This is a genomic window from Pantoea sp. SGAir0430, assembly GCF_043549295.1.
The window spans coordinates 526,316-551,013 of record NZ_CP039427.1 but is presented as its reverse complement, the minus strand read 5'-3'; the positions used below and the strand labels follow the sequence as shown (position 1 = coordinate 551,013).

General features: G+C 54.4%; 23 protein-coding genes and 1 other annotated feature. Of the genes, 16 read left to right on the top strand and 7 right to left on the bottom strand.

The annotated features are described in order from the left end of the window. The first annotated feature begins 180 nt into the window (after positions 1-180). A complete protein-coding gene (gene sbcB, locus E7738_RS02615; RefSeq protein WP_058757323.1) occupies positions 181-1,602 on the top strand; it encodes an exodeoxyribonuclease I in 1,422 nt (473 codons plus the stop codon). Between the two features lie 267 nt (positions 1,603-1,869). On the opposite strand, the gene E7738_RS02610 is transcribed toward sbcB, so the two are convergent. Together E7738_RS02610 and E7738_RS02605 are read right to left on the bottom strand one after the other, a co-directional pair. Beyond that, complete coding sequence (locus tag E7738_RS02610; RefSeq protein ID WP_058757322.1) at positions 1,870-3,228, bottom strand: APC family permease; 1,359 nt, start codon at positions 3,226-3,228, stop codon at positions 1,870-1,872. 366 nt (positions 3,229-3,594) lie between these two features. Then, on the bottom strand, positions 3,595-5,010 hold the full coding sequence (locus E7738_RS02605) for a glutamine synthetase family protein (protein ID WP_021509364.1): 1,416 nt from the start codon (positions 5,008-5,010) through the stop codon (positions 3,595-3,597). Positions 5,011-5,221: 211 nt separating this feature from the next. On the opposite strand from E7738_RS02605, the gene puuD reads away from it, so the two are divergent. The 3 genes from puuD to E7738_RS02590 are packed head-to-tail and all read left to right on the top strand — an operon-like array spanning position 5,222 to position 7,842. Continuing rightward, positions 5,222-5,986, top strand: coding sequence for a gamma-glutamyl-gamma-aminobutyrate hydrolase (gene puuD / locus E7738_RS02600; protein ID WP_336698262.1), 765 nt, complete (start codon positions 5,222-5,224; stop codon positions 5,984-5,986). Next, on the top strand, positions 5,983-6,540 hold the full coding sequence (gene puuR, locus E7738_RS02595; RefSeq protein ID WP_031280073.1) for an HTH-type transcriptional regulator PuuR: 558 nt from the start codon (positions 5,983-5,985) through the stop codon (positions 6,538-6,540). Before puuD ends, puuR begins: the two co-directional genes overlap by 4 nt. Before the next feature lie 21 nt (positions 6,541-6,561). Beyond that, positions 6,562-7,842 (top strand): NAD(P)/FAD-dependent oxidoreductase, encoded by a 1,281-nt coding sequence (locus tag E7738_RS02590; RefSeq protein WP_058771096.1) that lies wholly within the window; start codon positions 6,562-6,564, stop codon positions 7,840-7,842. 162 nt (positions 7,843-8,004) lie between these two features. Here the strand turns inward: E7738_RS02590 and E7738_RS02585 are convergent, their stop codons facing one another. Further along, the gene (locus tag E7738_RS02585; protein ID WP_394516069.1) at positions 8,005-8,832 is read right to left on the bottom strand and encodes an SDR family oxidoreductase; all 828 of its coding nucleotides are present in this window, start codon (positions 8,830-8,832) and stop codon (positions 8,005-8,007) included. 180 nt (positions 8,833-9,012) lie between these two features. Between E7738_RS02585 and hisL the strand changes: the two genes are divergently transcribed. The 12 genes from hisL to E7738_RS02525 all read left to right on the top strand — a co-directional run bounded on the left by hisL (position 9,013) and on the right by E7738_RS02525 (position 18,920). Then, positions 9,013-9,060 carry a his operon leader peptide gene (gene hisL, locus E7738_RS02580; RefSeq protein ID WP_100396937.1) on the top strand — a complete coding sequence of 16 codons (48 nt, stop codon included), beginning with the start codon at positions 9,013-9,015 and terminating at the stop codon, positions 9,058-9,060. Continuing rightward, positions 9,036-9,157 (top strand) — a sequence feature (His leader region). (Overlaps the previous gene by 25 nt.) Positions 9,158-9,211: 54 nt before the next feature. Then, positions 9,212-10,111, top strand: a complete 900-nt coding sequence (hisG, locus tag E7738_RS02575; RefSeq protein WP_394516068.1) for an ATP phosphoribosyltransferase — start codon at positions 9,212-9,214, stop codon at positions 10,109-10,111. A 3-nt stretch (positions 10,112-10,114) separates the two neighbouring features. Next, positions 10,115-11,422 (top strand): histidinol dehydrogenase, encoded by a 1,308-nt coding sequence (gene hisD / locus E7738_RS02570; RefSeq protein ID WP_058757315.1) that lies wholly within the window; start codon positions 10,115-10,117, stop codon positions 11,420-11,422. Next, positions 11,419-12,495: a histidinol-phosphate transaminase gene (gene hisC / locus E7738_RS02565; RefSeq protein WP_021509355.1), complete on the top strand. Its 1,077-nt coding sequence runs from the start codon at positions 11,419-11,421 to the stop codon at positions 12,493-12,495. The genes hisD and hisC overlap by 4 nt, the downstream gene beginning before the upstream one ends. Next, positions 12,492-13,559 carry a bifunctional histidinol-phosphatase/imidazoleglycerol-phosphate dehydratase HisB gene (gene hisB / locus E7738_RS02560; RefSeq protein WP_021509354.1) on the top strand — a complete coding sequence of 356 codons (1,068 nt, stop codon included), beginning with the start codon at positions 12,492-12,494 and terminating at the stop codon, positions 13,557-13,559. The genes hisC and hisB overlap by 4 nt, the downstream gene beginning before the upstream one ends. Continuing rightward, entirely contained in the window at positions 13,559-14,149 is a 591-nt protein-coding gene (gene hisH / locus E7738_RS02555) for an imidazole glycerol phosphate synthase subunit HisH (RefSeq protein ID WP_088518040.1), read from the top strand. The genes hisB and hisH overlap by 1 nt, the downstream gene beginning before the upstream one ends. Next, complete coding sequence (gene hisA / locus E7738_RS02550) at positions 14,149-14,886, top strand: 1-(5-phosphoribosyl)-5-[(5-phosphoribosylamino)methylideneamino]imidazole-4-carboxamide isomerase (RefSeq protein ID WP_059011594.1); 738 nt, start codon at positions 14,149-14,151, stop codon at positions 14,884-14,886. Before hisH ends, hisA begins: the two co-directional genes overlap by 1 nt. Continuing rightward, positions 14,868-15,644, top strand: coding sequence for an imidazole glycerol phosphate synthase subunit HisF (gene hisF, locus E7738_RS02545; protein ID WP_021509351.1), 777 nt, complete (start codon positions 14,868-14,870; stop codon positions 15,642-15,644). Before hisA ends, hisF begins: the two co-directional genes overlap by 19 nt. Beyond that, positions 15,638-16,249, top strand: a complete 612-nt coding sequence (gene hisIE / locus E7738_RS02540) for a bifunctional phosphoribosyl-AMP cyclohydrolase/phosphoribosyl-ATP diphosphatase HisIE (protein WP_021509350.1) — start codon at positions 15,638-15,640, stop codon at positions 16,247-16,249. The genes hisF and hisIE overlap by 7 nt, the downstream gene beginning before the upstream one ends. Before the next feature lie 105 nt (positions 16,250-16,354). Next, positions 16,355-16,831 (top strand): YbaK/prolyl-tRNA synthetase associated domain-containing protein, encoded by a 477-nt coding sequence (locus E7738_RS02535; protein WP_125311272.1) that lies wholly within the window; start codon positions 16,355-16,357, stop codon positions 16,829-16,831. A gap of 66 nt (positions 16,832-16,897) precedes the next feature. Continuing rightward, the gene (locus E7738_RS02530; RefSeq protein ID WP_394516067.1) at positions 16,898-17,695 is read left to right on the top strand and encodes an ABC transporter substrate-binding protein; all 798 of its coding nucleotides are present in this window, start codon (positions 16,898-16,900) and stop codon (positions 17,693-17,695) included. 112 nt (positions 17,696-17,807) lie between these two features. Further along, entirely contained in the window at positions 17,808-18,920 is a 1,113-nt protein-coding gene (locus E7738_RS02525; protein WP_394516066.1) for a succinylglutamate desuccinylase/aspartoacylase family protein, read from the top strand. 33 nt (positions 18,921-18,953) lie between these two features. On the opposite strand, the gene E7738_RS02520 is transcribed toward E7738_RS02525, so the two are convergent. From E7738_RS02520 to gndA, 4 genes are all read right to left on the bottom strand, one after another. Next, on the bottom strand, positions 18,954-21,248 hold the full coding sequence (locus E7738_RS02520) for a hypothetical protein (protein WP_394516065.1): 2,295 nt from the start codon (positions 21,246-21,248) through the stop codon (positions 18,954-18,956). Between the two features lies 1 nt (position 21,249). Next, positions 21,250-22,170: a hypothetical protein gene (locus E7738_RS02515; protein ID WP_394516064.1), complete on the bottom strand. Its 921-nt coding sequence runs from the start codon at positions 22,168-22,170 to the stop codon at positions 21,250-21,252. 28 nt (positions 22,171-22,198) lie between these two features. Continuing rightward, on the bottom strand, positions 22,199-23,146 hold the full coding sequence (locus E7738_RS02510) for a glycosyltransferase family 2 protein (RefSeq protein WP_088516586.1): 948 nt from the start codon (positions 23,144-23,146) through the stop codon (positions 22,199-22,201). Positions 23,147-23,232: 86 nt separating this feature from the next. Then, a complete protein-coding gene (gndA, locus tag E7738_RS02505) occupies positions 23,233-24,642 on the bottom strand; it encodes an NADP-dependent phosphogluconate dehydrogenase (RefSeq protein ID WP_394516063.1) in 1,410 nt (469 codons plus the stop codon). Positions 24,643-24,698: the final 56 nt, after the last annotated feature.

Here is a 24,698-nt window from a genome sequence, read left to right as displayed (position 1 = left end):
AAATGAATTTACCGCCGCACGTTTTACGGCAAATAGCGCTTTGATATCTGAATAAATTGAAAAAAAGTATGAACCGCGGACAAATGCTGCGCGCCCGCTCGCAGCGATGGCGATCGAGGTTGTGCTGTACCGGGCTGACGACTATTCTGTGCGTTGATTTTCCATAGCCAGGATAACGCCGTGCCCGCCTCTGAGTTCACTTTTCTGTTCCACGATTATGAAACCTTCGGCAAAAGCCCGTCGCTGGATCGTCCGGCGCAATTTGCAGGCCTGCGTACCGACAAAGCCTTTAACGCCGTAGGCGAACCGCAGGTGTTTTACTGCCAGCTCGCGGACGATTACCTGCCGCAGCCGGAAGCGGTAATGATCACCGGTATCACGCCGCAGGTGGCCAACGCGCGCGGCGTGCCGGAAGTGGAGTTTGCTCAGCGCATTCACGCGCTGTTCAGCGAACCGCAGACCTGTGTGATCGGTTACAACAACGTGCGCTTCGATGACGAAGTGACGCGCAATATCTTCTACCGCAACTTTATCGACCCGTATGGCTGGAGCTGGCAGAACGGCAATTCGCGCTGGGATCTGCTCGACGTGATGCGCGCCTGCTATGCGCTGCGCCCGGAAGGCATCGTCTGGCCGGAGAACGACGACGGTTTCCCGAGCTTTAAGCTGGAGCATCTCACCCAGGCTAACGGCGTGGCACACGAACAGGCGCACGATGCGATGTCCGATGTGTACGCCACGCTGGCGATGGCAAAGCTGGTGCAGGAGAAGCAGCCGAAGCTATTTGAGTTTCTGTTTACCCATCGCAACAAGCAGAAACTGATGACGCTGATTGATATTCCGCAGATGAAGCCGCTGGTGCACGTTTCCGGCATGTTCGGCGCGGCGCGCGGCAATACCAGCTGGATTGTGCCGCTGGCGTGGCATCCGGATAACAAAAACGCGCTGATCGTGGCCGATCTGGCCGGCGACATGACGCCGCTGCTGACGCTGTCGCCGGATGAGTTGCGCGAGCGGCTGTATACGCGACACAGCGATCTGGGCGATTTGCCGGCGGTGCCGATCAAGCTGGTGCACATCAATAAGTGCCCGGTGCTGGCCCCGGCCAATACATTGCGCCCGGAAGATGCCGAACGACTGGGTATCGATCGTCAGCACTGTCTGGCGAATCTGGCCCTGCTGCGCCAGCATGCCGAAGTGCGGGAAAATGTGGTGACGCTGTTTGCCGAAGCGGAGCCGTTCACGCCGTCGGAGGATGTCGATGCGCAGCTGTATGACGGCTTCTTCAGCGACGCCGATCGCGCCGGTATGAACATCCTGCGCCAGACGCCGCCGCAGAACCTGCCGGCGCTCGATTTGACCTTTGAGGATAAACGTATCGCGAAGCTGCTGTTCCGCTATCGCGCCCGCAACTTCCCCGGCACGCTGGATGATAAAGAGCAGCAGCGCTGGCTGCAGCATCGCCGCGAGCAGCTTAATGCGGAGCGGGTACAGGCGTTTTTGCTGGAGCTGGAGTCGCTGGCCAGTTTGCATGAGGGCGATGCAGAGAAGATGGCGCAGCTGAAAGCGCTGTATTTGTATGCGCAGGAGCTGGTGTCGTAGCAGGGTTTCGTGCGGGCTGATGCCCTCACCCCGGCCCTCTCCCACGGGGAGAGGGGGAAGTATAGTGGGTTCTGGTGCCCTCACCCCGGTACTCTCCAACGGGGAGAGGGGGAAGTATAGTGCGTTCTGGAGCCCTCACCCCGGTACTCTACTACGGGAGAGGGAGAGGTATAGTGCGTTTTGGTGTAACTCCAGGGCTGATACCTGACACACGCTCGGGCGGTTCCCTCTCCCGCGGGCGGGAGAGGGTTAGGGTGAGGGAAAGCCTTACACCTCTTCGCTAAACTGCGGTACCGGATTGCGGAACGTGCGGGTCACAAACGCCAGGTAAACAATACCAATCGCCGCCCACACCAGGCCGAGCACCATCGAGGTCTCTTCCAGGTTGATCCACAGCGCGCCCACCGTCAGCGCACCCATGATGGGCAGCACCAGATAGTTGAGGTGATCTTTCAGCGTCTTGTTACGCTTCTCACGAATCCAGAACTGGGCAATCACCGACAGGTTCACAAAGGTGAACGCCACCAGCGCACCGAAGTTAATCAGCGCCGTTGCGGTGACCAGGTCGAAGTTGATCGCCAGCAGCGCTACCGCACCAACCAGCAGCACGTTCAGCGACGGCGTGCGGAATTTCGGATGCACGAAGCCAAAGAAACGCTGCGGGAATACGCCGTCACGGCCCATCACGTACATCAGACGCGAAACGCCGGCGTGTGCCGCCATGCCGCTGGCCAGCACCGTCACCACCGAGAAAATCAGAATGCCGATCTGCAGCGCTTTACCCGCCACGAACAGCATGATTTCCGGCTGTGAAGAGTCCGGATTCTGGAAACGCGAGATATCCGGGAAGTACAGCTGCAGGAAGTACGAGACGCCAATAAAGATCACCCCACCAATCAGCGCGGTCAGGAAAATCGCGCGTGGAATGGTGCGCTCGGCATCTTTGGTCTCTTCCGACAGCGAGCTGATACCGTCAAAGCCAAGGAACGAGAAGCACAGAATGGTCGCACCGGTAATCATCGGCACCACCTGCGCATTTTCAGACCAGAACGGCTTCGTACTGGTCAGCGTACCGGCGCCAATACCGTGTGCCACACCATACACCACCATACCGGTGATCACAGCCATCACCACTACCTGCAGCACCACAATGACGCTGTTGAAGTTGGCCACGGTTTTGATCCCACGCAGGTTGGAGATGGTCATAAACGCCACCAGCAGCACCACGAAAATCCACGACGGAATGCCCGGCACCAGCGACTCAAAGTAGCTTTTCGCCAGCAGGATGTTGATCATCGGCATGAACAGATAGTCCAGCAGTGATGACCAGCCCACCATAAAGCCGACGTGCGGACTGATAGCCTTCTGAGCATAGGTGTAAGCGGAGCCCGCAGATGGGAAGCGGCGTACCAGCTTGCCGTAGCTCACGGCAGTAAACAGTATCGCGATCAGCGCGAAAGCATAAGCGGTGGCGACGTGACCGTCGGTGAGGCCTGACACGATGCCGAAGGTATCAAACAGGGTCATTGGCTGCATATACGCCAGGCCCATCATGACGACCGGGATCAGAGTCAGAGATTTTTTCAGATGTGCACGCTGTGGTGCGGCAGAGGTATTAAGCGACATTGTTCAGGCCCCCTACAGCAACAACTGAGTTCAGTTGTACCACAGGGATACTGCGCAATGTGCTGCAGTGAGAAGTGATATTAGTGTTTGCGATTGTCGCCGCGCCATAATCATCACGGAAGCGAGAACCAGCCTGCGCTGGTGCAATTGTAAACAGTCCCATCTTTGTTCCTCAAATCTCACGCACAAGCGTGTTTCAGTGTCTATCTATCCGGATGCGTGTCCGGCCTCGTTCATGTAGTGAAAGCACCATGCAAAAAAATAACCGACGTAATAAGCGTCGGTTATGTTTTGTCTTTTGCAGGGCGCGTATTTTGCCCCAACTTAGGCCATCGACACAAGATGTTGGATCAATTCTTCTGTCGGTCAGGCGTTCTTTAACATCCAGTCAATTTCCGTGGCGGTGATCAGCCGTTCAAACTCGCGCAGTTCATACTGTTTGCAGCTGTGCCACACGCCGCTGAAACGCTCGCCAAGCAGCTTTTGCAGCGGATAGCTGTTTTCAAACTCATACAGCGCATCGCTCTGGCGAATCGGCAGTTCCAGTCCTTCCGCCTCGTGGCCATTGCCCTTCACCGGATGCGGTAAGGGTAGCTGATTATCCAGACCGTGCAAGATACCGGCAATAATTGCTGACACCACCAGATACGGATTGGCATCGGCGCCCGCCACACGGTACTCGACGCGATGGTTTTCTACATCGCCGCAGGGAATGCGCAGCGCCACCGTGCGGTTATTGTGTCCCCATGACGCCTGCAGCGGCACAAACGCCTCCGGCAGGAAGCGGCGAAACGCATTGACGTTAGGCGCCAGCAGCGCCATTGATGCCGGCATCAGATCGATCATGCCAGCCAGCGCGCGCTTCAGCAGCGGCGAATCGCTGCCATCATCCAGCGCAAAGGCGTTGTGGTCGGCGGCATCCAGCATACTGATGTGTACGTGCATGCCGCTGCCCGCATACTCCTCATACGGCTTGGCCATAAACGTGGCGGTCATGCCGTGGTTTTCTGCCACCTGACGCACCAGCCGCTTCAGCAGAATGGCGTCGTCGCAGGCTTTGAGGATATCGCGCGTATGGTGCAGGTTGATTTCGAACTGGCCCGGCGAGGCTTCCGCCAGCGCGCCGTCGGCGGGGATATTCTGCAGTTTCGCCAGCGCGTCAATATCGCGCAGTACGTCGGCGAAATGGTCGAGATTATCCAGCGAATACACCTGACTCTGCATGTTGCGCTCTTCGCTGCCTGGCGCGCATGGCGGCTGAATATAGCCTTCGGCATCGCGCTTTTTGTCCACCAGATAGAACTCCAGCTCTACCGCTACCACCGGAAACAGACCGCGATTGCGCAGCTGTTGCCACAGCCGGTTCAGCACGTTTCGGGGTTCAACGTCAAAGGGAGTGCCATCTTGGTCGCACATGGTCAGCAGCAGCTGGGCGATGCGTTGCGGGTCAGAGGCGGAAGGAATTAAGGTCCCGGGGACCGGTATGCAGAGGTTATCAGGTTCGCCGAGCGCCTGTCCGAGGCCGGCTTCCTCGACGGTGTTGCCGAGAATGTCCATGGCGAAAACCGAGGCCGGAAAGTAACACCCTTTTTCCAGCTTGGCTAACGCGGAGACGGGAATGCGTTTACCGCGAAATACCCCGTTGAGATCGTTTAACAGAATATCGACATACTGCGTTTCCGGATGGCGTTCCAGCCAGGTTTTCACCTCCAGCTGGAACGCGCTGGTTCGTTTTTCTTCACTGTGTCGCGTGAAGTCTTCTACTTCCACGAGGTTCGTCATCTTCCCACCCGCCCTATACCGTTTAAGATGGTTTGCACATGCTCAAAATAACAGCCACACCTCTAACATAGCTCTAACGCAAATGGTGTGCAAATGTAACAATTCTGTTTGAAGAACAACCAGACGGTTGCTAGATTGACAATATATTGCACACTTTTTCTACTTAGCGCGCAAAACCGGCGAAAATATTGAACAGCAGCGTGGAGACGTAATGGGCATTATTTTTGACAAGCCTTTGATTGGCGTAGTGATGTGCCAGAACCCCATCGGCAACCACGTTGGGCAGACCGTGCATAACAAATACCTCGACGCCGTGGTGCTCGCTGGTGGCGTGCCGCTGCCTTTACCGCATCAGCTGATGCACACGCCGCAGCTATTAGAAAACAGTATGACGCTGCTGGATGGCATTTTGCTCACCGGCAGTCCAAGCAATATTGAACCCTGGCATTATGGTGAAGAGGGCCATGAGGCGCATGCCGATCCGTCGCGTGACCGCTTGTCCTTTGCGCTTATCACCCACGCCAGCGGGAAAAAGATGCCAATGCTGGGCATCTGCCGCGGTTTGCAGGAGCTGGTGGTTGCCAACGGCGGCGCGCTGCATCGCCAGCTGCATCAGACGCATCTGTTTCAGGAGCACCGCGAAGATGACAGTCAGCCGCTGGAGCAGCAGTACGCGCCGGCGCATCTGGTGCAGCCCGAACCCGACGGCCTGCTGAGCCAGCTGCTGGGCAGTGCTGCTGCGTTCGCGGTCAATTCGCTGCACGGCCAGGGCATCCGCGAGCCTGGCCCGCAGTTACGCATTGAAGCGCGCGCGCCGGATGGCCTGATCGAAGCCGTCAGCCTGCGCCAGCATCCGTTTGCGCTGGCGGTGCAATGGCATCCGGAGTGGCAATCCGATCGCGATCCGGTCTCGCGCCGTTTATTCGAGGCCTTTATCCACGCCGCAGCACGTTATCACAAGGAAAAGCAGCCATGAATGATGCCACTCTGGCGCCCGGACGACGCTTATCGCAAATCCGGCAGGAGTTGGGATTGTCTCAGCGTCGCGTCGCTGAGTTGTCAGGTTTAACACACAGCGCTATCAGCACCATTGAGCAGGATAAAGTCAGCCCGGCAGTCAGCACGTTACAAAAGCTACTCAAAGTGTATGGACTGTCGCTGTCGGAGTTTTTCTCGGAGCCGAAAGTGAATGCCACGCCGCGCATCATCGTGCGCCCGGATGATTGCGTTGAGATCGGCAGCCTCGGTGTTTCTTTACAGCTGATTGATAACGGTGCGGCGAAGCGCGCGCTGGCGATGCTGCTGGAACGCTACGAGCCGGGGGCCAGCACCGGTGAAAAGCTGCGCCATCCGGGGGAAGAGACCGGCACGGTGCTGGAGGGGGAAATCACCCTGGTGGTGAACGGTCAGAGTTATCACCTTAACCGCGGCGAAAGCTACGTGATTGATACCGGTTTGCCGCACAGTTTTACCAATACGTCAGATCAGCCGTGTCGCATTGTCAGCGCGCATACGCCCGCCAATTTCTGAGTTCACGCGCTACAGGAGGTTATGATGCACCACGTGCAAAGTTATTACGCCGCGACCGCCAACGCGCACGCGCCGTGGCCGCAGCTGCAGGAGAGCATTCAGTGTGACGTCTGCATCATCGGCGGCGGGTTTACCGGGCTCTCTTCCGCGCTGTTTCTCACCGAAGCCGGTTACGATGTGGTGGTGCTGGAAGCGGCCCGCGTCGGCTTTGGCGCCAGCGGCCGCAACGGCGGCCAGGTGGTGAATTCCTACAGTCGCGATGTCGATGTGATTGAGCAGCGCTACGGCAAACAGACTGCGCAGATGCTGGGCAGCATGATGTTCGAAGGGGCGGAGATTATCCGCGACCGCATCGATCGTTACGCCATCGCCTGCGACTATCGTCCCGGCGGCATTTTCGCAGCCCTCAATCAGCGCCAGATGGGGCATCTGCGCAGCCAGCAGGCCAGCTGGGCGCGTTACGGCAACAGCGATCTGGAGCTGCTGGACGAGCGCGGCATCCGCCGTGAGGTGGCCACCGACCGTTACGTCGGCGGTCTGCTGGACCGGCGCGGCGGTCATCTGCATCCGCTCAATCTGGCGTTAGGTGAAGCCGAGGCAATTCGCCGGCACGGCGGCCGTATTTATGAGCAGTCGGCGGCGCTGGCAGTGACCTACGGCGCACCCAACCGGGTCAAAACCGCGCAGGGTGAAGTCAGCGCCACCTTTGTGATTTTTGCCGGCAACGCCTATCTGCCGTCACAGCTGGAACCGCGACTGGGGCGCAAAAGCATGCCGTGCGGCTCGCAGATCGTCACCACCGAGCCGCTGAGCCGCGATCAGGCGCTGGGGCTGATGCCCAATAACCACTGTGTGGAAGATTGTAACTATCTGCTGGATTACTTCCGCCTGACTGCCGACAACCGCCTGCTGTACGGCGGCGGCGTGGTGTATGGGGCGCGCGAACCGGAAGACATCGAGGCGTTGATCCGGCCCAAGCTGCTGCGCACCTTTCCGCAGCTGCGCGACGTGAAGATCAGCCATCGCTGGAGCGGTAACTTCCTGCTCACCCTGTCGCGCATGCCGCAGTTTGGTCAGCTGGAGAAGAATGTGTTCTTTATGCAGGGCGATAGCGGACATGGCGTGACCTGCACGCACCTCTCCGGCAAGCTGATTGCCGAAGTGCTGCGCGGCCATGCAGAGCGGTTTGATGCATTTGCGAAGCTGCCGCACCTGCCGTTTCCCGGCGGAAGACGCTTTAAGGTACCACTGACGGCGATGGGCGCGGCCTGGTACGCGTTAAGGGATCGGCTGGGGGTTTAGGTGGGTGCGGTTTGCTGCCCTCACCCCGGCCCTCTCCCACGGGGAGAGGGAGAATAACGGTGCGTTTATTTAAGCCGGGAGCAGTACCAGGAATGCGCGCTCGGGCGGTTCCCTCTCCCGCGGGCGGGAGAGGGTTAGGGTGAGGGAAACCCCGCACCGCCCCTACTCCAGCGGCATCTTCATCGGGTCATCGTAGCTGTACTCAAACCCCAGCTCGTGACAAATCTTCGAACCGTCAATCACCTTGCCGCTGGCGCGCACCGGCTCGGCAATAAACGTCGGTGGCACCAGGCCTAACTGCTTTGACACGCTCGGATAGAAGCTGTCGCGTGATGGATGTTTCGGGGCGCAGAGGTTGTAAACGTGCCCGCCTTTTGGCGTTTGCAGCAGCAGCACAATCGCGTCGACCACATCATCAAGATGCACCAGGTTCACCGCGTGCGCGCCGTTTTCCAGGTTGGTTTTACCGGCGAGGAAACGCCCCGGATGGCGGTTCGGGCCGACCAGGCCGGCGAGACGCACAATATCCACGCTGGTGCCCGGCAGGTCATGCAGCCAGTTTTCCAGCTCCACCAGCGTTTTGCCCGCTACCGTCTCGGGCTGCAGCGCGCTGCTCTCTTTTCTCACGCCGTCGCCGCTGCCGTATACCGAGGTAGAGCTGGTAAAGATGATGCGCGGCACTTTATTCGCCAGCGCGGTGTCGACCACGTTCTGCACCGCCTGCATGTAATCTTCGCCACCCTGCACGGTGCGGCTGGCGGGCAGCGTCACCACCAGCGCATCCACCGCCATCAGCGCGGCCAAATCGTCTGCTTCACACTCCAGCTCCGGTGACAGCACCAGCTGAAACGCATCAATACCACAGCGGCGCGCCGCATCGACGCCGTCCGGTGAGGTTTTGCTGCCGGTTACCTGCCAGCCGCGCGCTGACAGCGCCATCGCCAGCGGCATTCCCAGCCATCCCAGACCTACAATCGCCACCTTTTTCATATCGACTCCTGCTCTCCCGCGCTAAGACACCCCATCTTAGTGCCAGCGCGCCAGCCAGACCAGCGCAAACTGTTGCCGAAGGTTGCGAAAACTGACGTTAAAAAAGGGTTGCCAAGCGCCGCCATCTTCGTTAGGTTAATCAGCACGCAAATGAATACTCATTCAGCAACGGAATTTTTTATGACACGCGTTCAGTTCAACCACCATCATCACCATCACCCTGACTAGTCTTTCAGGCGATGTGTGCTGGAAGACGTTTAGGATCTTCCAGTGGTGCGAGCGCAAAGAGAGCCCCCGGAAGATCATCTTCCGGGGGTTTTTTTATGTGCGAACGCAACCCAAAACGCTTCAGACAGGATTGAATAAGAGGACAGGAACCATGTTAGATAACACCCGTTTACGCATAGCTATGCAGAAATCCGGCCGTTTAAGTGATGAATCACGCGAACTGCTGGCACGCTGCGGTATTAAAATTAACCTTCAGCAGCAGCGTCTGATTGCGTTTGCGGAGAACATGCCGATCGACATCCTGCGCGTGCGCGATGACGATATCCCTGGCCTGGTGATGGATGGCGTGGTCGACCTCGGTATCGTTGGCGAAAACGTGCTGGAAGAGGAGCTGCTGACGCGCCGCGCGCAGGGTGAAGACCCGCGCTACTTTACGCTGCGCCGCCTCGATTTCGGCGGTTGCCGCCTGTCACTGGCAATGCCAGTCGATGCCGAGTACACCGGTCCGCAATGCCTGAATAATGCCCGTATCGCCACCTCTTACCCGCACCTGCTAAAGAAATACCTTGATAAACAAGACATCGCGTTTAAATCCTGCCTGCTGAACGGCTCCGTTGAAGTGGCACCGCGCGCCGGTCTGGCCGATGCCATTTGCGACCTGGTGTCCACCGGCGCCACGCTGGAAGCCAACGGCCTGCGTGAAGTTGAGGTGATTTACCGCTCTAAAGCGGTGCTGATTCAGCGGGATGGCGAACTGCCAGCGGCGAAACAGCAGCTGGTGGACACGCTGATGACGCGTATTCAGGGCGTGATTAAAGCGCGTGAATCCAAATACATCATGCTGCACGCGCCTAGCGAGCGGCTGGAAGAAGTTATCGCCCTGCTGCCGGGTGCCGAGCGCCCTACCGTGCTGCCGCTGGCCGGTGAAGTGAGCCGCGTGGCGATGCACATGGTGAGCAGCGAAACGCTGTTCTGGGAAACCATGGAAAAACTGAAGGCGCTGGGCGCCAGTTCGATCCTCGTGCTGCCAATTGAAAAAATGCTGGAGTAACCGATGAGCGCAATCATGCAACCTATCGACTGGCAGGCGTGCAGTGCCGAACAGCAGCAGGCGCTGCTGCAGCGTCCGGCAATCTCGGCATCGGCCAGCATCAGCGCCACCGTGCAGGACGTGCTGGTGCAGGTAAAACAGCAGGGCGATGCGGCACTGCGGGCGTTCAGCGCGCGCTTCGACAAAGCTCAGGTGGAGAATTTGCGCGTGTCCGCCGCTGAGATGCAGGCGGCCGGCGAGCGGCTGAGCGACAATTTAAAGCAGGCGATGGCAGACGCCATGGCGAATATCGAAACCTTCCACAACGCGCAGATTCTGCCGCCGGTGGACGTGGAAACTCAGCCGGGCGTGCGCTGCCAGCAGATCACTCGTCCGGTGAAGTCGGTCGGCCTGTATATTCCTGGCGGCTCGGCGCCGCTGTTCTCTACCGTGCTGATGCTGGCAACGCCGGCGCGCATCGCTGGCTGTGGCCGCGTGGTGCTGTGCTCGCCGCCGCCAATTGCCGATGAAATTCTGTATGCGGCGCAGCTGTGCGGCGTGCAGGAAGTGTTTCAGGTCGGCGGCGCGCAGGCGATTGCCGCCCTCGCCTTCGGCACAGAAAGCGTACCGAAAGTAGACAAGATTTTTGGCCCGGGCAACGCGTACGTGACCGAAGCGAAACGTCAGGTCAGCCAGCGTCTCGACGGCGCAGCGATCGACATGCCTGCCGGTCCGTCTGAAGTGCTGGTGATTGCCGACGAAGGCGCGACGCCGGCATTTGTCGCTTCAGATTTGCTGTCGCAGGCCGAACACGGTCCGGATTCCCAGGTGATCCTGCTGACGCCTTCACTACAGCTGGCCGAAGGCGTGGCGCTGGCGGTTGAACAACAGCTGGCGCAGCTGCCGCGTGCCGCTACGGCACGTCAGGCGCTGGAGAGCAGCCGCCTGATCGTAGCGCAGGATCTGGCGCAGTGCGTGGAAATCTCCAATCAGTACGGCCCGGAGCACCTGATTATCCAGACGCGCCAGCCGCGCGCGCTGGTTGAGGAGATCACCAGCGCCGGTTCGGTGTTCCTCGGCGACTGGTCGCCGGAATCCGCCGGTGATTATGCCTCCGGCACTAACCACGTGCTGCCGACTTATGGCTACACCGCGACCTGCTCCAGCCTTGGGCTGGCCGATTTCCAGAAACGCATGACGGTACAGGAGCTGACGCCGCAGGGCTTCCTCAACCTCGCCGCCACCATTGAAACCCTCGCCGCCGCGGAACAGCTGGACGCGCACAAAAATGCCGTGACCCTGCGCGTCGCCGCCCTGAAGGAGCAAGCATGAGCAACAACGTTGAAGATTTAGCCCGCGCCAACGTGCGCGCGCTGACGCCCTATCAGTCTGCTCGTCGCCTCGGTGGCAACGGTGATGTATGGCTGAATGCGAACGAATTTCCGCTGCCGGTGCCGTTTGAGCTGTCGCAGCAGACGCTGAACCGCTATCCGGAGTGCCAGCCCAAATTAGTCATTTCGCGCTACGCCGCCTATGCCGGCGTCCAGCCGGAGCAGGTGCTGGTGAGCCGCGGGGCGGATGAAGGGATTGAGCTGTTGATGCGCGCCTTCTGCGAGCCGGGCAAAGACGCCATTCTGTTCTGCCCGCCGACCTACGGCATGTACAGCGTCAGCGCCGAAACCATCGGCATTGAGTACCGCACCGTGCCGGCACTGGACAACTGGCAGCTCAACCTGCCCGCCATCGCGGACCAGCTGGACGGCGTGAAAGTGGTTTACATGTGCAGCCCGAACAACCCGACCGGCAATCTGATTAATCAGGATGACATCCGCCAGCTGCTGGCGATGACCGCCGGCAAAGCGCTGGTGGTCGCCGACGAAGCCTACATCGAGTTCTGCCCGCAAGCAACGCTGGCCGGCTGGCTGCAGGAATTCCCGCACCTGGTGATTCTGCGCACGCTGTCGAAGGCCTTTGCGCTGGCTGGCCTGCGCTGCGGCTTTACGCTGGCCAACAAGCCGGTGATCGATCTGCTGCTGAAGGTGATTGCACCTTACCCGCTGGCGACGCCGGTGGCCGACGTGGCGGCGCAGGCGCTGAGCGAGCAAGGCATCGCGCTGATGCGTCAGCACGCGCAGCAGCTTAACGACAACCGCGCCTGGCTGTGCGAACAGCTGCCGCAGCTGAGTGTGGTGCAGCAGGTCTTCCCGAGCGAAACCAACTATATTCTGGCGCGCTTCACCGACTCGCCAAAAGTGTTTAAAACGCTGTGGGATCAGGGCATTATTCTGCGCGACCAAAACAAAAACCCTGGCCTGGCGGGATGTCTGCGCATCTCCATCGGCACCCGTGAAGAGTGCGAGCGCCTGATCGCCGCGCTGCAAGCCTTATCTGTGGAGCAAGCATGAGTCAGAAGATCCTTTTTATCGACCGCGATGGCACCCTCATCTCTGAGCCGCCGACGGATTTTCAGGTGGACCGTATGGAGAAGCTGGCGTTTGAGAAGAACGCCATCCCGGCCCTGCTGGCGCTGCAGGAGGCGGGTTATCAGCTGGTGATGATCACCAACCAGGACGGCCTGGGCACTGAGCGCTTCCCACAGGCCGATTTTGACGGCCCGCACAACCTGATGATGCAGATCCTGCGCTCACAGGGCGTGAACTTCAGCGATATCCTAATCTGCCCGCATCTGCCGGAAGAGAACTGCGACTGCCGCAAGCCAAAGACCAAAATGGTCGAAGCCTGGCTGGCCGACGGCGCGCTGGATACCGCCAACAGCTATGTGATTGGCGACCGTCTGACCGACATCCAGCTGGCGCAGAACATGGGCATTCAGGGCCTGCGCTACGGTGCGGAAGGCGAAGACTGGGACGCGATTCAGGCGCGCCTGACCAAACGCGATCGTCACGCGCTGGTTAACCGCAACACCAAAGAGACGCAGATTAAAGTGGAAGTGTGGCTGGATCGCGAAGGCGGCAGCAAAATTAACACTGGCGTCGGCTTCTTTGATCACATGCTGGATCAGATCGCCGTGCACGGCGGCTTCCGCATGAACATCGAGGTGAAAGGCGACCTGTATATTGACGATCACCACACGGTAGAAGACACCGGCCTGGCGCTGGGCGAAGCGCTGCTGAAGGCGCTGGGCGACAAGCGCGGCATCGGCCGCTTCGGCTTCGTGCTACCAATGGATGAGTGCCTGGCACGCTGCGCGCTGGATATCTCCGGCCGTCCGCACCTCGAATACAAAGCCGAGTTCAGCTACCAGCGCGTTGGCGACCTGAGCACCGAAATGGTCGAGCACTTCTTCCGCTCGCTGTCGTACGCCATGATGAGCACGCTGCACCTGAAAACCAAAGGCCGCAACGATCATCACCGCGTGGAAAGCCTGTTCAAAGCCTTTGGCCGCACACTGCGTCAGGCGATTCGCGTTGAGGGCAACACCCTGCCGAGCTCGAAAGGAGTGCTGTAATGAACGTGGTGATTCTTGATACCGGCTGCGCCAACCTCTCTTCAGTTAAGTGGGCGATTGAGCGCCTTGGCTACACGCCCGCGGTGAGCCGCGATCCGGACGTGGTGCTGCGCGCCGACAAACTGTTTCTGCCCGGCGTCGGTACCGCACGGGCGGCGATGGACCAGCTGCAGGAGCGCGATCTGATCGAGCTGGTGAAAGCCTGCACCCAGCCGGTGCTCGGCATCTGTCTCGGCATGCAGCTGCTCGGACGCGGCAGCGATGAGAACGGCGGCGTCAGCACGCTGGGCATCGTTGATGAGCCGGTATCGCTGATGGATACCCGGGGTTTACCGCTGCCACATATGGGCTGGAACCAGATCACCGCGCAGGCCGGCAATCACCTGTTCCGCAACATTCCGGACGGCAGCTACTTCTACTTTGTGCACAGCTACGCCATGCCGGTGAATGCCGCCACCATCGCCCAGTGCGACTATGGCCTGCCGTTCACGGCCGCCCTGCAGAAAGATAACTTCTTTGGCGTGCAGTTCCACCCGGAGCGCTCGGGTAAAGCTGGCGCGCAGCTGCTGAAAAACTTCCTGGAGATGTGATGATTATCCCCGCATTAGATTTGATCGACGGCAAAGTGGTACGCCTGCATCAGGGCGACTACGGCCAGCAGCGCGATTACGGCAACGATCCCCTGCCGCGCCTGCAGGATTATGAACGCCAGGGCGCGGAAGTGTTACATCTGGTGGATTTGACCGGGGCGAAAGATCCGGCAAAGCGCCAGATCCCGCTGCTAACCACGCTTTTACGCGGCGTCAGCGTGCCGGTGCAGGTTGGCGGCGGTATCCGTCATCGTGACGATGTGGCCGCCCTGCTGGCAGCCGGCGCTACGCGCGTGGTGGTTGGCTCCACCGCAGTCAAGCAGCCAGAAGAAGTGAAAAGCTGGTTTAGCGAATTCGGTGCCGACGCCATTGTGCTGGCACTTGACGTGCGCATTGACGCCAGCAATCGCAAAGAAGTGGCGATCAGCGGCTGGCAGGAAGCGGCAGGCGTGACGCTGGAAGAGGTGATTGGCTGGTATCAGCCGGTGGGCCTGAAACATGTACTGTGTACCGATATTTCGCGCGACGGCACGCTGAGCGGTTCCAACGTGGCGCTGTATCAGGAAGTGTCCCAGGCGTTTCCGGACATCGCGTTTCAGTCTTCCGGCGGCATCGGTTCACTGGACGATATCGCTGCCCTGCGCGGCAGCGGTGCGCAGGGGGTGATTGTCGGTCGCGCCCTGCTGGAAGATAAATTTACGGTAGCGGAGGCAATTGCATGCTGGCAAAACGGATAATCCCCTGTCTGGACGTGCGTGACGGGCAAGTAGTGAAAGGCGTGCAGTTCCGCAACCACGAAATCATTGGCGACATCGTCCCGCTGGCGCAGCGCTATGCCCAGGAAGGCGCTGACGAACTGGTGTTTTACGATATCACCGCCTCTTCCGACGGCCGCGTGGTGGATAAAAGCTGGGTATCGCGCGTGGCGGAAGTGATCGATATTCCGTTCTGCGTCGCCGGGGGCATCAAAACCCCGGAAGATGCGGCGCGCATTCTGCAGTTTGGCGCAGATAAGATCTCCATCAACTCACCCGCGCTGGCCGATCCGACGCTGATTACCCGGCTGGCGGACCGCTTCGGCGTGCAGTGCATCGTGGTCGGCATCGATACCTGGTTTGATGAAGCCAGCGGCAAGTATCACGTCAATCAGTATACCGGCGACGAAGCGCGCACCCGCGTTACCCAGTGGGAAACGCTGGACTGGGTAGAGGAAGTGCAGAAGCTGGGCGCTGGCGAGATCGTACTGAATATGATGAATCAGGACGGCGTGCGTAATGGCTACGACCTGGTGCAGCTGAAGAAGGTGCGCGATGTGTGTAAGGTGCCGCTGATCGCCTCCGGCGGCGCAGGAACCATGGCGCACTTCCTCGAAGCCTTTGAGCAGGCAAACGTCGACGGCGCGCTGGCGGCTTCGGTGTTTCACAAACAAATTATCAATATCGGCGAGTTGAAAAACTTCCTGATTGACAACGGTGTGGAGATTCGCGCGTGTTAACTGCAGAACAACTGGCCAGACTGGACTGGGCCAAAACCGCGGGCATGATGCCCGTCATCGTCCAGCACAACGTCTCCGGCGAAGTGCTGATGCACGGTTATATGAACGAGGACGCGCTGCACAAGACGCTGGCCGACGGCAACGTCACCTTCTTCTCCCGCACCAAAAACCGTTTATGGACCAAAGGCGAAACGTCGGGCCACTTCCTCAAAGTGGTCAGCATAACGCCGGATTGCGATAACGACACACTGCTGGTGCTGGCCAATCCGATTGGCCCCACCTGCCATCTCGGTACCTCAAGCTGCTTTTCGCCTGCTGCACCGGACTGGACGTTCCTGTATCAGCTGGAGCAACTGCTGGCCTCGCGTAAAAGCGCCGATCCGGCCAGCTCCTATACGGCGAAGCTGTACGCCAGCGGCACCAAGCGCATCGCACAGAAGGTGGGAGAAGAAGGTGTTGAAACCGCGCTGGCCGCTACCGTCAATGACCGCCACGAACTGACCAACGAAGCCTCCGACCTGCTGTACCATCTGCTGGTGCTGCTGCAGGATCAGGAGCTGGATCTCAGCACCATCATCAACAACCTGCGCGCACGCCATAAGTAACGATTGTGCGCCATGCTGCTCAAAACGGGCTTTCTGGCTCGATTTTGAGCAGCATACTTCGCAAAAGAGTGCGATCAATTGCGCTTCATCAGAATGGAAACCCTCATGACCACGCATGAAAAACTGCTCGCCCTGCTCGATCAGCATAACGCCCGTTACCGACTCATGGAGCATGAAGCGATCGGAAAGTGTGAAGCCGTGGCCGCGATTCGTGGCACGGAAGTGGGACAAGGCGCCAAAGCGCTGGTGTGTCACGTCAAGGGCAACGGCATCAAACAGCATGTGCTGGCGGTGCTACCGGCCGACCAGCAGGCCGACCTGAGTAAAGTGGCAGCCGCCGTGGGTGGCCGTCGCGCCTCGCTGGCCTCGCCGGCTGAGGTGGATGCGCTGACCGGCTGCGTGTTTGGCGCGATTCCGCCGTTTAGCTTTCATGCGGATTTACAGCTGGTGGTCGACCCGCTGCTGTTCGAGCGCTACGACGAAATTGCCTTTAACGCCGGGCTGCTGGAGAAGTCGGTGGTACTGCAGGTGGAGGATTACCGCGCACTGCATAATGGTAACGTGATGAAAATAATACTCTAATTGCCATACACCACGCTGAGCGGTACTCTCGATGACTTATCATCACGACAAAAGAAGACCGCAACTATGGCAAGTTCCCGTTTTACCGCCCGTCTGCGCCAGACGCTGGCACTGGCTGTGCTGGCAGGCTGCGCGTTCGGCGCTCAGGCAAAAATCGATCAGGTGCGTTTCGCCGTTGATCCTACCTATCCCCCTTTTGAATCCAAAACGCCGCAGGGCAAGCTGGTCGGGTTTGACATCGACCTTGGCAATGCGCTGTGCGCGCAGATGCAGGCCAAATGCGTGTGGGTCGAGAGCCAGTTCGACGGCATGATCCCGGCGCTGAAGGCGCGTAAGTTTGACGCCATTCTGTCGGATATGGGTATCACCGAAGAGCGTCTGAAGCAGATCGACTTCACCGTGCCGCTGTATGACACCCACACCCAGCTGATTGCGCGTAAAAGCTCCGGCCTGCTGCCCACTGCGGAATCGCTGAAAGGCAAAACCGTGGGCGTGGAACAGGGCACCGTGCAGGAGCGCTACGCGCTGGCAAAATGGCAGCCGCACGGCGTGAACGTGGTGCCATATGGCGATCAGGCACAGGTCGAGAGCGACCTGATTTCCGGACGCCTTGACGTGGTGTTCACCGATGCCGCACAGGCCGCAAACGGCTTCCTGAAACATCCGCAGGGCAAAGATTTCGAGCTGGCTGGCCCGATTGTGCAGGATCCGATTATCGGCCCTGGCACCGCCATCGGCCTGCGCAAAGGCGACACCGAATTAAAAACCGCGCTGGACAACGCCTTCGCGGAGATCAAAAAGAACGGTACCTTTGATACCTTGCAGAAGAAGTATTTTGCGACGGATATCTCTATTAAGCCGTGATCGATGGGGCGGCGCATTTGCCGCCCTTTTTCCAGCAGAACTATAATTCCCTTCATCAATTTCATGCGGCGCGGCCACGAGCGTGCCCCAGACACAGGACATCGACTGCGTTATGCAACAACAACATCATCCTTTGTTAAGCGCGACGCTTGGCACCCAGCGGGAAATTGTCAGCTTCCACTTCGGCACCGACTCACAGCAGCGGGTGTATATTCAGGCGGCGCTGCATGGCGATGAACTGCCGGGCATGGCAGTGGCGTGGTATCTCAAGCAGAAGCTGCTGGCGCTGGAGTCGGCGGGCAAGCTGAAAGCCAAAGTCACCTTGGTGCCGGTCGCGAATCCGCTCGCGCTGGGTCAGCACTGGCACGGCACTCACCTCGGACGTTTTCATACTCTTTCTGGTCAGGATTTTAACCGTCGCTTCCCGGCGCTGGGCGATACGCTGGCGGCAGAACTGGCGGGCTCGCTGACACAGAGTGAATATGAAAACAAACGACTGATTCGCGACGCCATCGATCGTCACTACCGCGACCGCATCGCCAAAACCGAACTGGAGGCCCAGCGATTCACCCTGATGCGCATGGCCAGCCAGGCAGACCTGATGATTGACCTGCACTGCGACTGGGATGCCTTGCCGCATCTTTACACCACACCGCACGCCTGGCCGGAGATTGAGCCGCTGGCGCGCTGGCTTGGCAGTGAAGTGCAGCTACTGGCGCAGATCTCCGGCGGAGAGCCGTTTGATGAGGCCTGCTGCGAACCCTGGCTGACACTGGCTGAGCGTTTTGGCAAGGACTACCCGATGCCGCGCGGGCTGCTGCCGGTGACGCTGGAACTGCGCGGCGTAGCCGATGTATCGCCGGAACAGGCGGAGAAGGATGCGGATGCGATTATCAATGCGCTGATTGAAGGGGGATATATTGCCGGAGAAACCGGAGACTCCCCTGCCCTGATCCATGCACCAACCCAGCTGGCGGGCTGTGAGTACATCCACGCACCTCACTCCGGACTGCTGCTGAACCGCAGAAAATTAGGTGAGTGGGTTAAAGCGGGCGAAGTGGTGGCGGAGGTTGTCGACCCGATCAATGACTACGTGACACCACTGGTCGCTGAGTTTGGCGGCGTGCTGTATGCACGAAACCTGACCAAGTTTGTCACGGCTGGGATGCTGGTGGTGAGGCTGGCGGGGGAGAATGCGGGACGCAGAGGGGATTTGCTGGTATAGGAAAAAAACGGCCTATTTAAAGGCCGTTAAAGATTAATGTTTTATAGATACTTCCTGTAAAGAAAGTCCTAACATTCTGTTATCCGTACCAAGACCTAACTCAGCTGGAGATTTAGCGTCCTTTACAAACAACTCTATCTTTTGGACCTTCTGAGAATGATCGATTGGAATTAAAACAATCGAAGCATCATTGGTTTTGGATGTAACTTCCTCTGTAACAATCTGATTATTTTGTGAAGTTTTAAACTCTATATCAACCGAATTTCTCACGTTTGATAATAAAACATTATATTTAAGCACATAAAAATTCGATGAGTCATTTGGCACTGGAAGTTGTAAAACTGCCTTATCTTTTGACCAAACATGACCCGGTTCTCTATAATACCATCCATCATCAAGTACAAAGTCAAGATTGAAATCTGTATCATTTATAACAAAAGGATAATGGATGTTTTCGGAGTTAAGATATTCGGTATATTTCTTTTCATCTAAACTAATAACAGCATAGTAATCTCTTTCTTTAACATTGAAGAATGGAATCTCATCTAATTTATAAATTAAAGACGAATAATTCTTTTTTATAACAGCGGGACACTTGAAATCCAGATCATTTTTAAGTGAAATCCGCTTTTCTGATGATAAAGGCAGTAGTGTATCCTCAGGGCATTCCCAATAATGGGCAGACCATAACATGTTAACAAAAGGAATTATGATATAATCAACGTCTTTATTTAATAACAACTGAGTTATATAAGGAATTTGAGCGTCAGAAACTGCTCCTTGTAGATTGAGCATAACCGGCGGCCAATGCAATTTAGCCACATCTAAATTCTTATCACCACCAATATTAAAGGTTTTGAAATTAGAATAAGGCGCTAAATAATTAGCAAAGAAATCATTATTCCATGGAATGAATGCCACTCGAGACGAACGATCGATATCAATTTTAAGATTGTCGACCATTTTCTTGTTAATATCCGCTACGGATAAAAAATTAGCTCTTCCATAGTTCCAGGCCTTAGATAAATGAGGAAGAAATAGAGCGACCAGTAGAATTGAAAATATATATTGCCTCTTTTTACTTACTCTTACCAACATACTTAAAGTTAGGACCCAAAAGCAAAAGGATGCTAAAGCGATCCACCTATATGAGGCTCGCATAACATTGAAGCCAGGAAGGTATTGCGATATAAAAGAATTACCAGTTGGAGCTAATGCATACTTCTCAGGCATTAGCATAGTATTAGCCATATCAGATGGCGCGATGTAATTATCAGGTTTAAATGAGAAAAGCTTTATCGATGGTCCTAGTGCCATATAAACAGAAAAAACACCCAAAATAAAAACACAATAAAACCAGATACTTTTTCTCTTGTTTTGATACCATCCAATTACACCTAACAATAAAAATGGCAAAATAAAGCTCGTATTCCATACTGAGGCATCACCAAAAAATTGTGATGCTGTTCGATGTTTCGACAAAGCTAATAGATCATAAAACCAAAACACACCTTGAGTAGGAATAAATAAAAAACTTAAATCTAACCCCCAACCTCTAAAAAAATCTAAAGACTCTGGTTGATATGAACTTTTCCCTATGAAACAGGAATAAAGAAGGTAAGCACAGCAAAAAGCCACTAAATAGCCAATTAATTTCTTGAGAAAGAATGATTTTTTATTGGCTGATTGAAGGAATGAGAATAAAGCTATTGCAGATGCTGCTACCGCAAACATGATAAAAGTATAGCCATCCATAAAAACGGATATAATTACAGAACTTAGAAAGGCTAAAAACTTTAATGAAAGCTGACTGAAATCATATTCAGATGCCTGAAAGAAAACATAGGTTATCCAACAATAAAATGGAATGAGAGCTATTCCAAGCATCAACATCGAATAGCCTGAGTGGCGTCCGATAACTGGTGTGATAAGCCAAAGTAATGAAAAAATAGATGCAATATTTTGGCTTGCATGAAATAACCTACTGATTTTATAGCATCCTAAGAATGCCAAGCCAATATATAAAGCAAAAACTAAGCTATAAGCAGCCTCGGGCAAAATGCCGAACTTAATTAACCAACTTAATGGTAAAACAGCGGATAATCCAAATGCGATAGCGGCAGGGTGTGGGAACCCTATATCATAAGCATATAAATTGAAAAAACCTTCGTTAGATAGAGATTTCGCATAACCCATAGCCCACAGTGCCTGTCCCATTGTAGGCAGTGATAAAAAAGGTATAACATTGTTGATTATTAATGCCAATAATAAGCATATGGCACAGAAAACAAAATTCCCAGAAGAGAATTTAACCTCACCAACCATCATCTTAGTTGATTCTCCGAATATAAAAAGAAATAGCATAAAAAAACACATCACCTAACACAGTGACTATCCTGGAGATCAATACTGTTAAAATTATAATATCCTTATCGTATAATTCGCCCAATAAGTAAATAAGCACAACCTCTCTAATCCCCATTCCTGCCGGAGCTCCAGGGGTGACCAATCCTATTAACCAGGCTGTAACAAAGGCTGCAGGCACGAAAAAGAGGGAATGCATTTTACTAAAATCAAGAAAACCCTGTTCACTTACAATGCAAATAAGGAAATAAAAGATAAATCCTGACAAGGTTAGAAATATAACTTGTTGTATAAAAGCTTTACCTAACAACTCATTAAAAAAAACAGATAAAAAGTAATAGAAAACGACTGTTGTTACTAAAAAAACAGGTAAAGATAATACTGTCGCTATTTCAGGAAGATTAAAATAAGCGGGGGCTGCAATTATCAGAAAAACTGCTCCACTTATTGCTAACAAACCAAGCTCCCAAACAGTGGACTTAGCAAGGGCTACTCCTGATACGCCATCTTTCAAACCTAATGCCTGACGGCCTGCCAAATGAAATATATTGCCAGGTATATATTTTCCAATTTGGGCTAGACCATAAGTTGAAACTGCCCACTTAAGCTTTTTCTCAGAACCAGACATTGCCAAAATATTTTTCCAGGCGCATCCTAACAATAGACTACCAAGTCCATAAAGAACAACCAGTATCAACACAATGAGAACATGCTTCAAATTAAAAAACGACAAGCTCTCACTTGTAAGATAGCTATTCAAACGCAATGCTACAAAGATAATGCTCAGTATTGCAATAAGGCCACCAATAAAATTCAACGCTTTTGCGTAATTTTTTTTATTAGCACTTACACTTTTGCTATTGTTTACAGGTATTTTACCGTTCATCTCATCCACACCCTAATAAAATACCGAATCACTCTTTTTCATCATGTAATATCTTATTTGTCTTAACACGAATATCTTCTAATAATTTTCGGTTGGCGGATAACAAATCAGCCAAAAATGAGACTAATATCGTTTGGAATCCCATCATGATTAAAATGGCGGAAAGAATTAGCGACTGAATATGCCCTTCACCATCACGAAAAAAGTAAAAATATAAATATCTTATACTAATCAAAACCCCGACTGACATTAATAAAGAACCAATTGTTAAAAAGAATCTGAATGGTCTATAGATGACAAATATTCTTATAATAGTAAATATACTTCTTTGAATATATGAGGGAATACTTTTTACTAGCCTTGATGGGCGAAGGTCGTCATTAACGTCAACAGGTACAGAGCAGATTGAAATATCTTTTTGTCCCGCCTGAATTATGGTTTCTAATGTGTAAGTATATTCGCTAAAAACGATCAATTTCTGTGCGGCGCTTCGGCTTATTGCTCGAAACCCACTAGGTGCGTCAGGAATATTTGTTTTACTTGCTCCTCTTACAACCCAACTACCCAATTTTTGCAGAAACTTTTTTGCAGGTGAAAAATGTTCAATGGTTGCTATTGGTCTGGCACCGATAACCATTTCAGCTTTTTTCTCAAGAATTGGAGTTACTAAATCAGGAATATTATCAGCATTGTATTGATTATCTGCATCAGTGTTAATTATTACATCAGCACCTAATTTTAGACAGTTATCTATACCCGTCATAAATGCTACTGCTAATCCTTTATTACCCATATGTTGAACAATATGATCAACACCGCATTCCTTAGCGACTTCAACAGTATTGTCCGTACTGCCATCATCAATTATAAGCCATTCGACTTTATCAAACCCCTTGACATGACGGGGTAACGCTGCCAAAGCAATTGCTAAAGTTCCAGCCTCATTGAAACATGGCATTTGAATAATAAGTTTCACTTTTTAAATCCCGAGATAATTTAATTGAATAATAAAAGAAAACAAAAAATCCCAGCAAGCTGGGATTTTTTACTAAAGATAAATGATCAAACTAGCCATTCAGTATGGAACACACCGTCTTTATCGATACGCTTATAAGTGTGCGCACCAAAGTAGTCGCGCTGCGCCTGAATCAGGTTGGCAGGCAGCACTTCTGAGCGATAGCTATCGTAGTATGCAATTGCCGCTGAGAAGGTTGGCGTTGGAATACCGTTCTGGATGGCATAAGAGACAACATCACGCAGCGCCTGCTGATATTCATCAGCGATGTTTTTGAAGTAGGGATCCAGCAGCAGGTTAGCGATGTTAGCATCAGTCGCATATGCATCAGTAATTTTCTGCAGGAACTGTGCACGGATGATGCAACCAGCACGGAAGATCTTCGCGATTTCACCGTAATGCAGATCCCAATTGTTCTCTTCTGAAGCCGCACGCAGCTGAGAGAAGCCCTGAGCATAAGAAACGATCTTACCCAGATACAGTGCTCGGCGCACTTTCTCAATGAACTCAGCTTTGTCACCGGTGAAGGCTTGCGCCTGAGGGCCGTTCAGCACTTTAGAAGCTGCAACACGCTGTGACTTGAGTGAGGAGAGGTAACGTGCGAACACAGACTCAGTGATCAGAGAAAGTGGCTCGCCAAGATCCAGGGAGCTCTGGCTGGTCCATTTACCGGTACCTTTGTTGGCTGCCTCATCCAGAATCACATCAACCAGGTATTTACCGTCTTCATCTTTCTTTGTGAAGATATCTTTGGTGATGTCGATCAGGTAGCTGCTCAGCTCACCGTTGTTCCAGTCAGTGAAGGTTTTCGCCAGCTCTTCGTTGTTCAGACCGAGTGCGCCTTTCAGTAACGCGTATGCTTCTGCAATCAGTTGCATATCGCCATACTCGATACCGTTGTGCACCATCTTAACGTAGTGGCCTGCACCGTCCGGACCGATGTAAGTAACGCAGGCTTCACCGTCTTCTGCACGCGCAGCAATTTTATCCAGAATTGGCGCTACCAGTTCATACGCTTCTTTCTGACCGCCAGGCATGATCGACGGGCCTTTCAGTGCGCCCTCTTCGCCGCCGGAGACACCGGTACCGATGAAGTTGAAGCCCTGATCAGACAGTTCTTTATTACGACGGATAGTGTCTTTATAGAAGGTGTTACCACCATCAATCAGAATGTCGCCCTTATCGAGGTGTGGCGTCAGTGAAGCGATGGTTTTATCTGTCGCTTCGCCTGCCTGTACCATCAGAAGGATGCGGCGGGGTTTTTCTAACGACTCGACAAATTCTTCCACGGAGTAATAAGGAGCAAGTTTTTTGCCCTGATTTTCAGCGATAACTTCATCAGTCTTTTCACGTGAACGGTTAAAGATTGAGACTGTGTAACCGCGGCTTTCGATGTTAAGAGCAAGGTTGCGCCCCATCACTGCCATACCTACAACGCCGATCTGTTGCTTGGACATTACATACTCCTGTCTGTGGTCTCGCTAGGTGTTACCAGTAACACCATTCAGTAAGT

Excerpts from the sequence above, each read along its gene's own strand:
- E7738_RS02525 (WP_394516066.1), top strand. The coding sequence starts at position 17,808 with ATGCAACAACAACATCATCCTTTGTTAAGCGCGACGCTTGGCACCCAG.
- puuR (WP_031280073.1), top strand. The coding sequence starts at position 5,983 with ATGAATGATGCCACTCTGGCGCCCGGACGACGCTTATCGCAAATCCGG.
- E7738_RS02530 (WP_394516067.1), top strand. The coding sequence starts at position 16,898 with ATGGCAAGTTCCCGTTTTACCGCCCGTCTGCGCCAGACGCTGGCACTG.
- E7738_RS02610 (WP_058757322.1), bottom strand. The coding sequence starts at position 3,228 with ATGTCGCTTAATACCTCTGCCGCACCACAGCGTGCACATCTGAAAAAA.
- puuD (WP_336698262.1), top strand. The coding sequence starts at position 5,222 with ATGGGCATTATTTTTGACAAGCCTTTGATTGGCGTAGTGATGTGCCAG.
- E7738_RS02520 (WP_394516065.1), bottom strand. The coding sequence starts at position 21,248 with ATGATGGTTGGTGAGGTTAAATTCTCTTCTGGGAATTTTGTTTTCTGT.
- gndA (WP_394516063.1), bottom strand. The coding sequence starts at position 24,642 with ATGTCCAAGCAACAGATCGGCGTTGTAGGTATGGCAGTGATGGGGCGC.
- E7738_RS02585 (WP_394516069.1), bottom strand. The coding sequence starts at position 8,832 with ATGAAAAAGGTGGCGATTGTAGGTCTGGGATGGCTGGGAATGCCGCTG.
- hisC (WP_021509355.1), top strand. The coding sequence starts at position 11,419 with ATGAGCAACAACGTTGAAGATTTAGCCCGCGCCAACGTGCGCGCGCTG.
- hisB (WP_021509354.1), top strand. The coding sequence starts at position 12,492 with ATGAGTCAGAAGATCCTTTTTATCGACCGCGATGGCACCCTCATCTCT.
- hisF (WP_021509351.1), top strand. The coding sequence starts at position 14,868 with ATGCTGGCAAAACGGATAATCCCCTGTCTGGACGTGCGTGACGGGCAA.
- E7738_RS02605 (WP_021509364.1), bottom strand. The coding sequence starts at position 5,010 with ATGACGAACCTCGTGGAAGTAGAAGACTTCACGCGACACAGTGAAGAA.
- E7738_RS02535 (WP_125311272.1), top strand. The coding sequence starts at position 16,355 with ATGACCACGCATGAAAAACTGCTCGCCCTGCTCGATCAGCATAACGCC.
- hisH (WP_088518040.1), top strand. The coding sequence starts at position 13,559 with ATGAACGTGGTGATTCTTGATACCGGCTGCGCCAACCTCTCTTCAGTT.
- E7738_RS02515 (WP_394516064.1), bottom strand. The coding sequence starts at position 22,170 with ATGAACGGTAAAATACCTGTAAACAATAGCAAAAGTGTAAGTGCTAAT.
- hisA (WP_059011594.1), top strand. The coding sequence starts at position 14,149 with ATGATTATCCCCGCATTAGATTTGATCGACGGCAAAGTGGTACGCCTG.
- E7738_RS02590 (WP_058771096.1), top strand. The coding sequence starts at position 6,562 with ATGATGCACCACGTGCAAAGTTATTACGCCGCGACCGCCAACGCGCAC.
- hisG (WP_394516068.1), top strand. The coding sequence starts at position 9,212 with ATGTTAGATAACACCCGTTTACGCATAGCTATGCAGAAATCCGGCCGT.
- hisD (WP_058757315.1), top strand. The coding sequence starts at position 10,115 with ATGAGCGCAATCATGCAACCTATCGACTGGCAGGCGTGCAGTGCCGAA.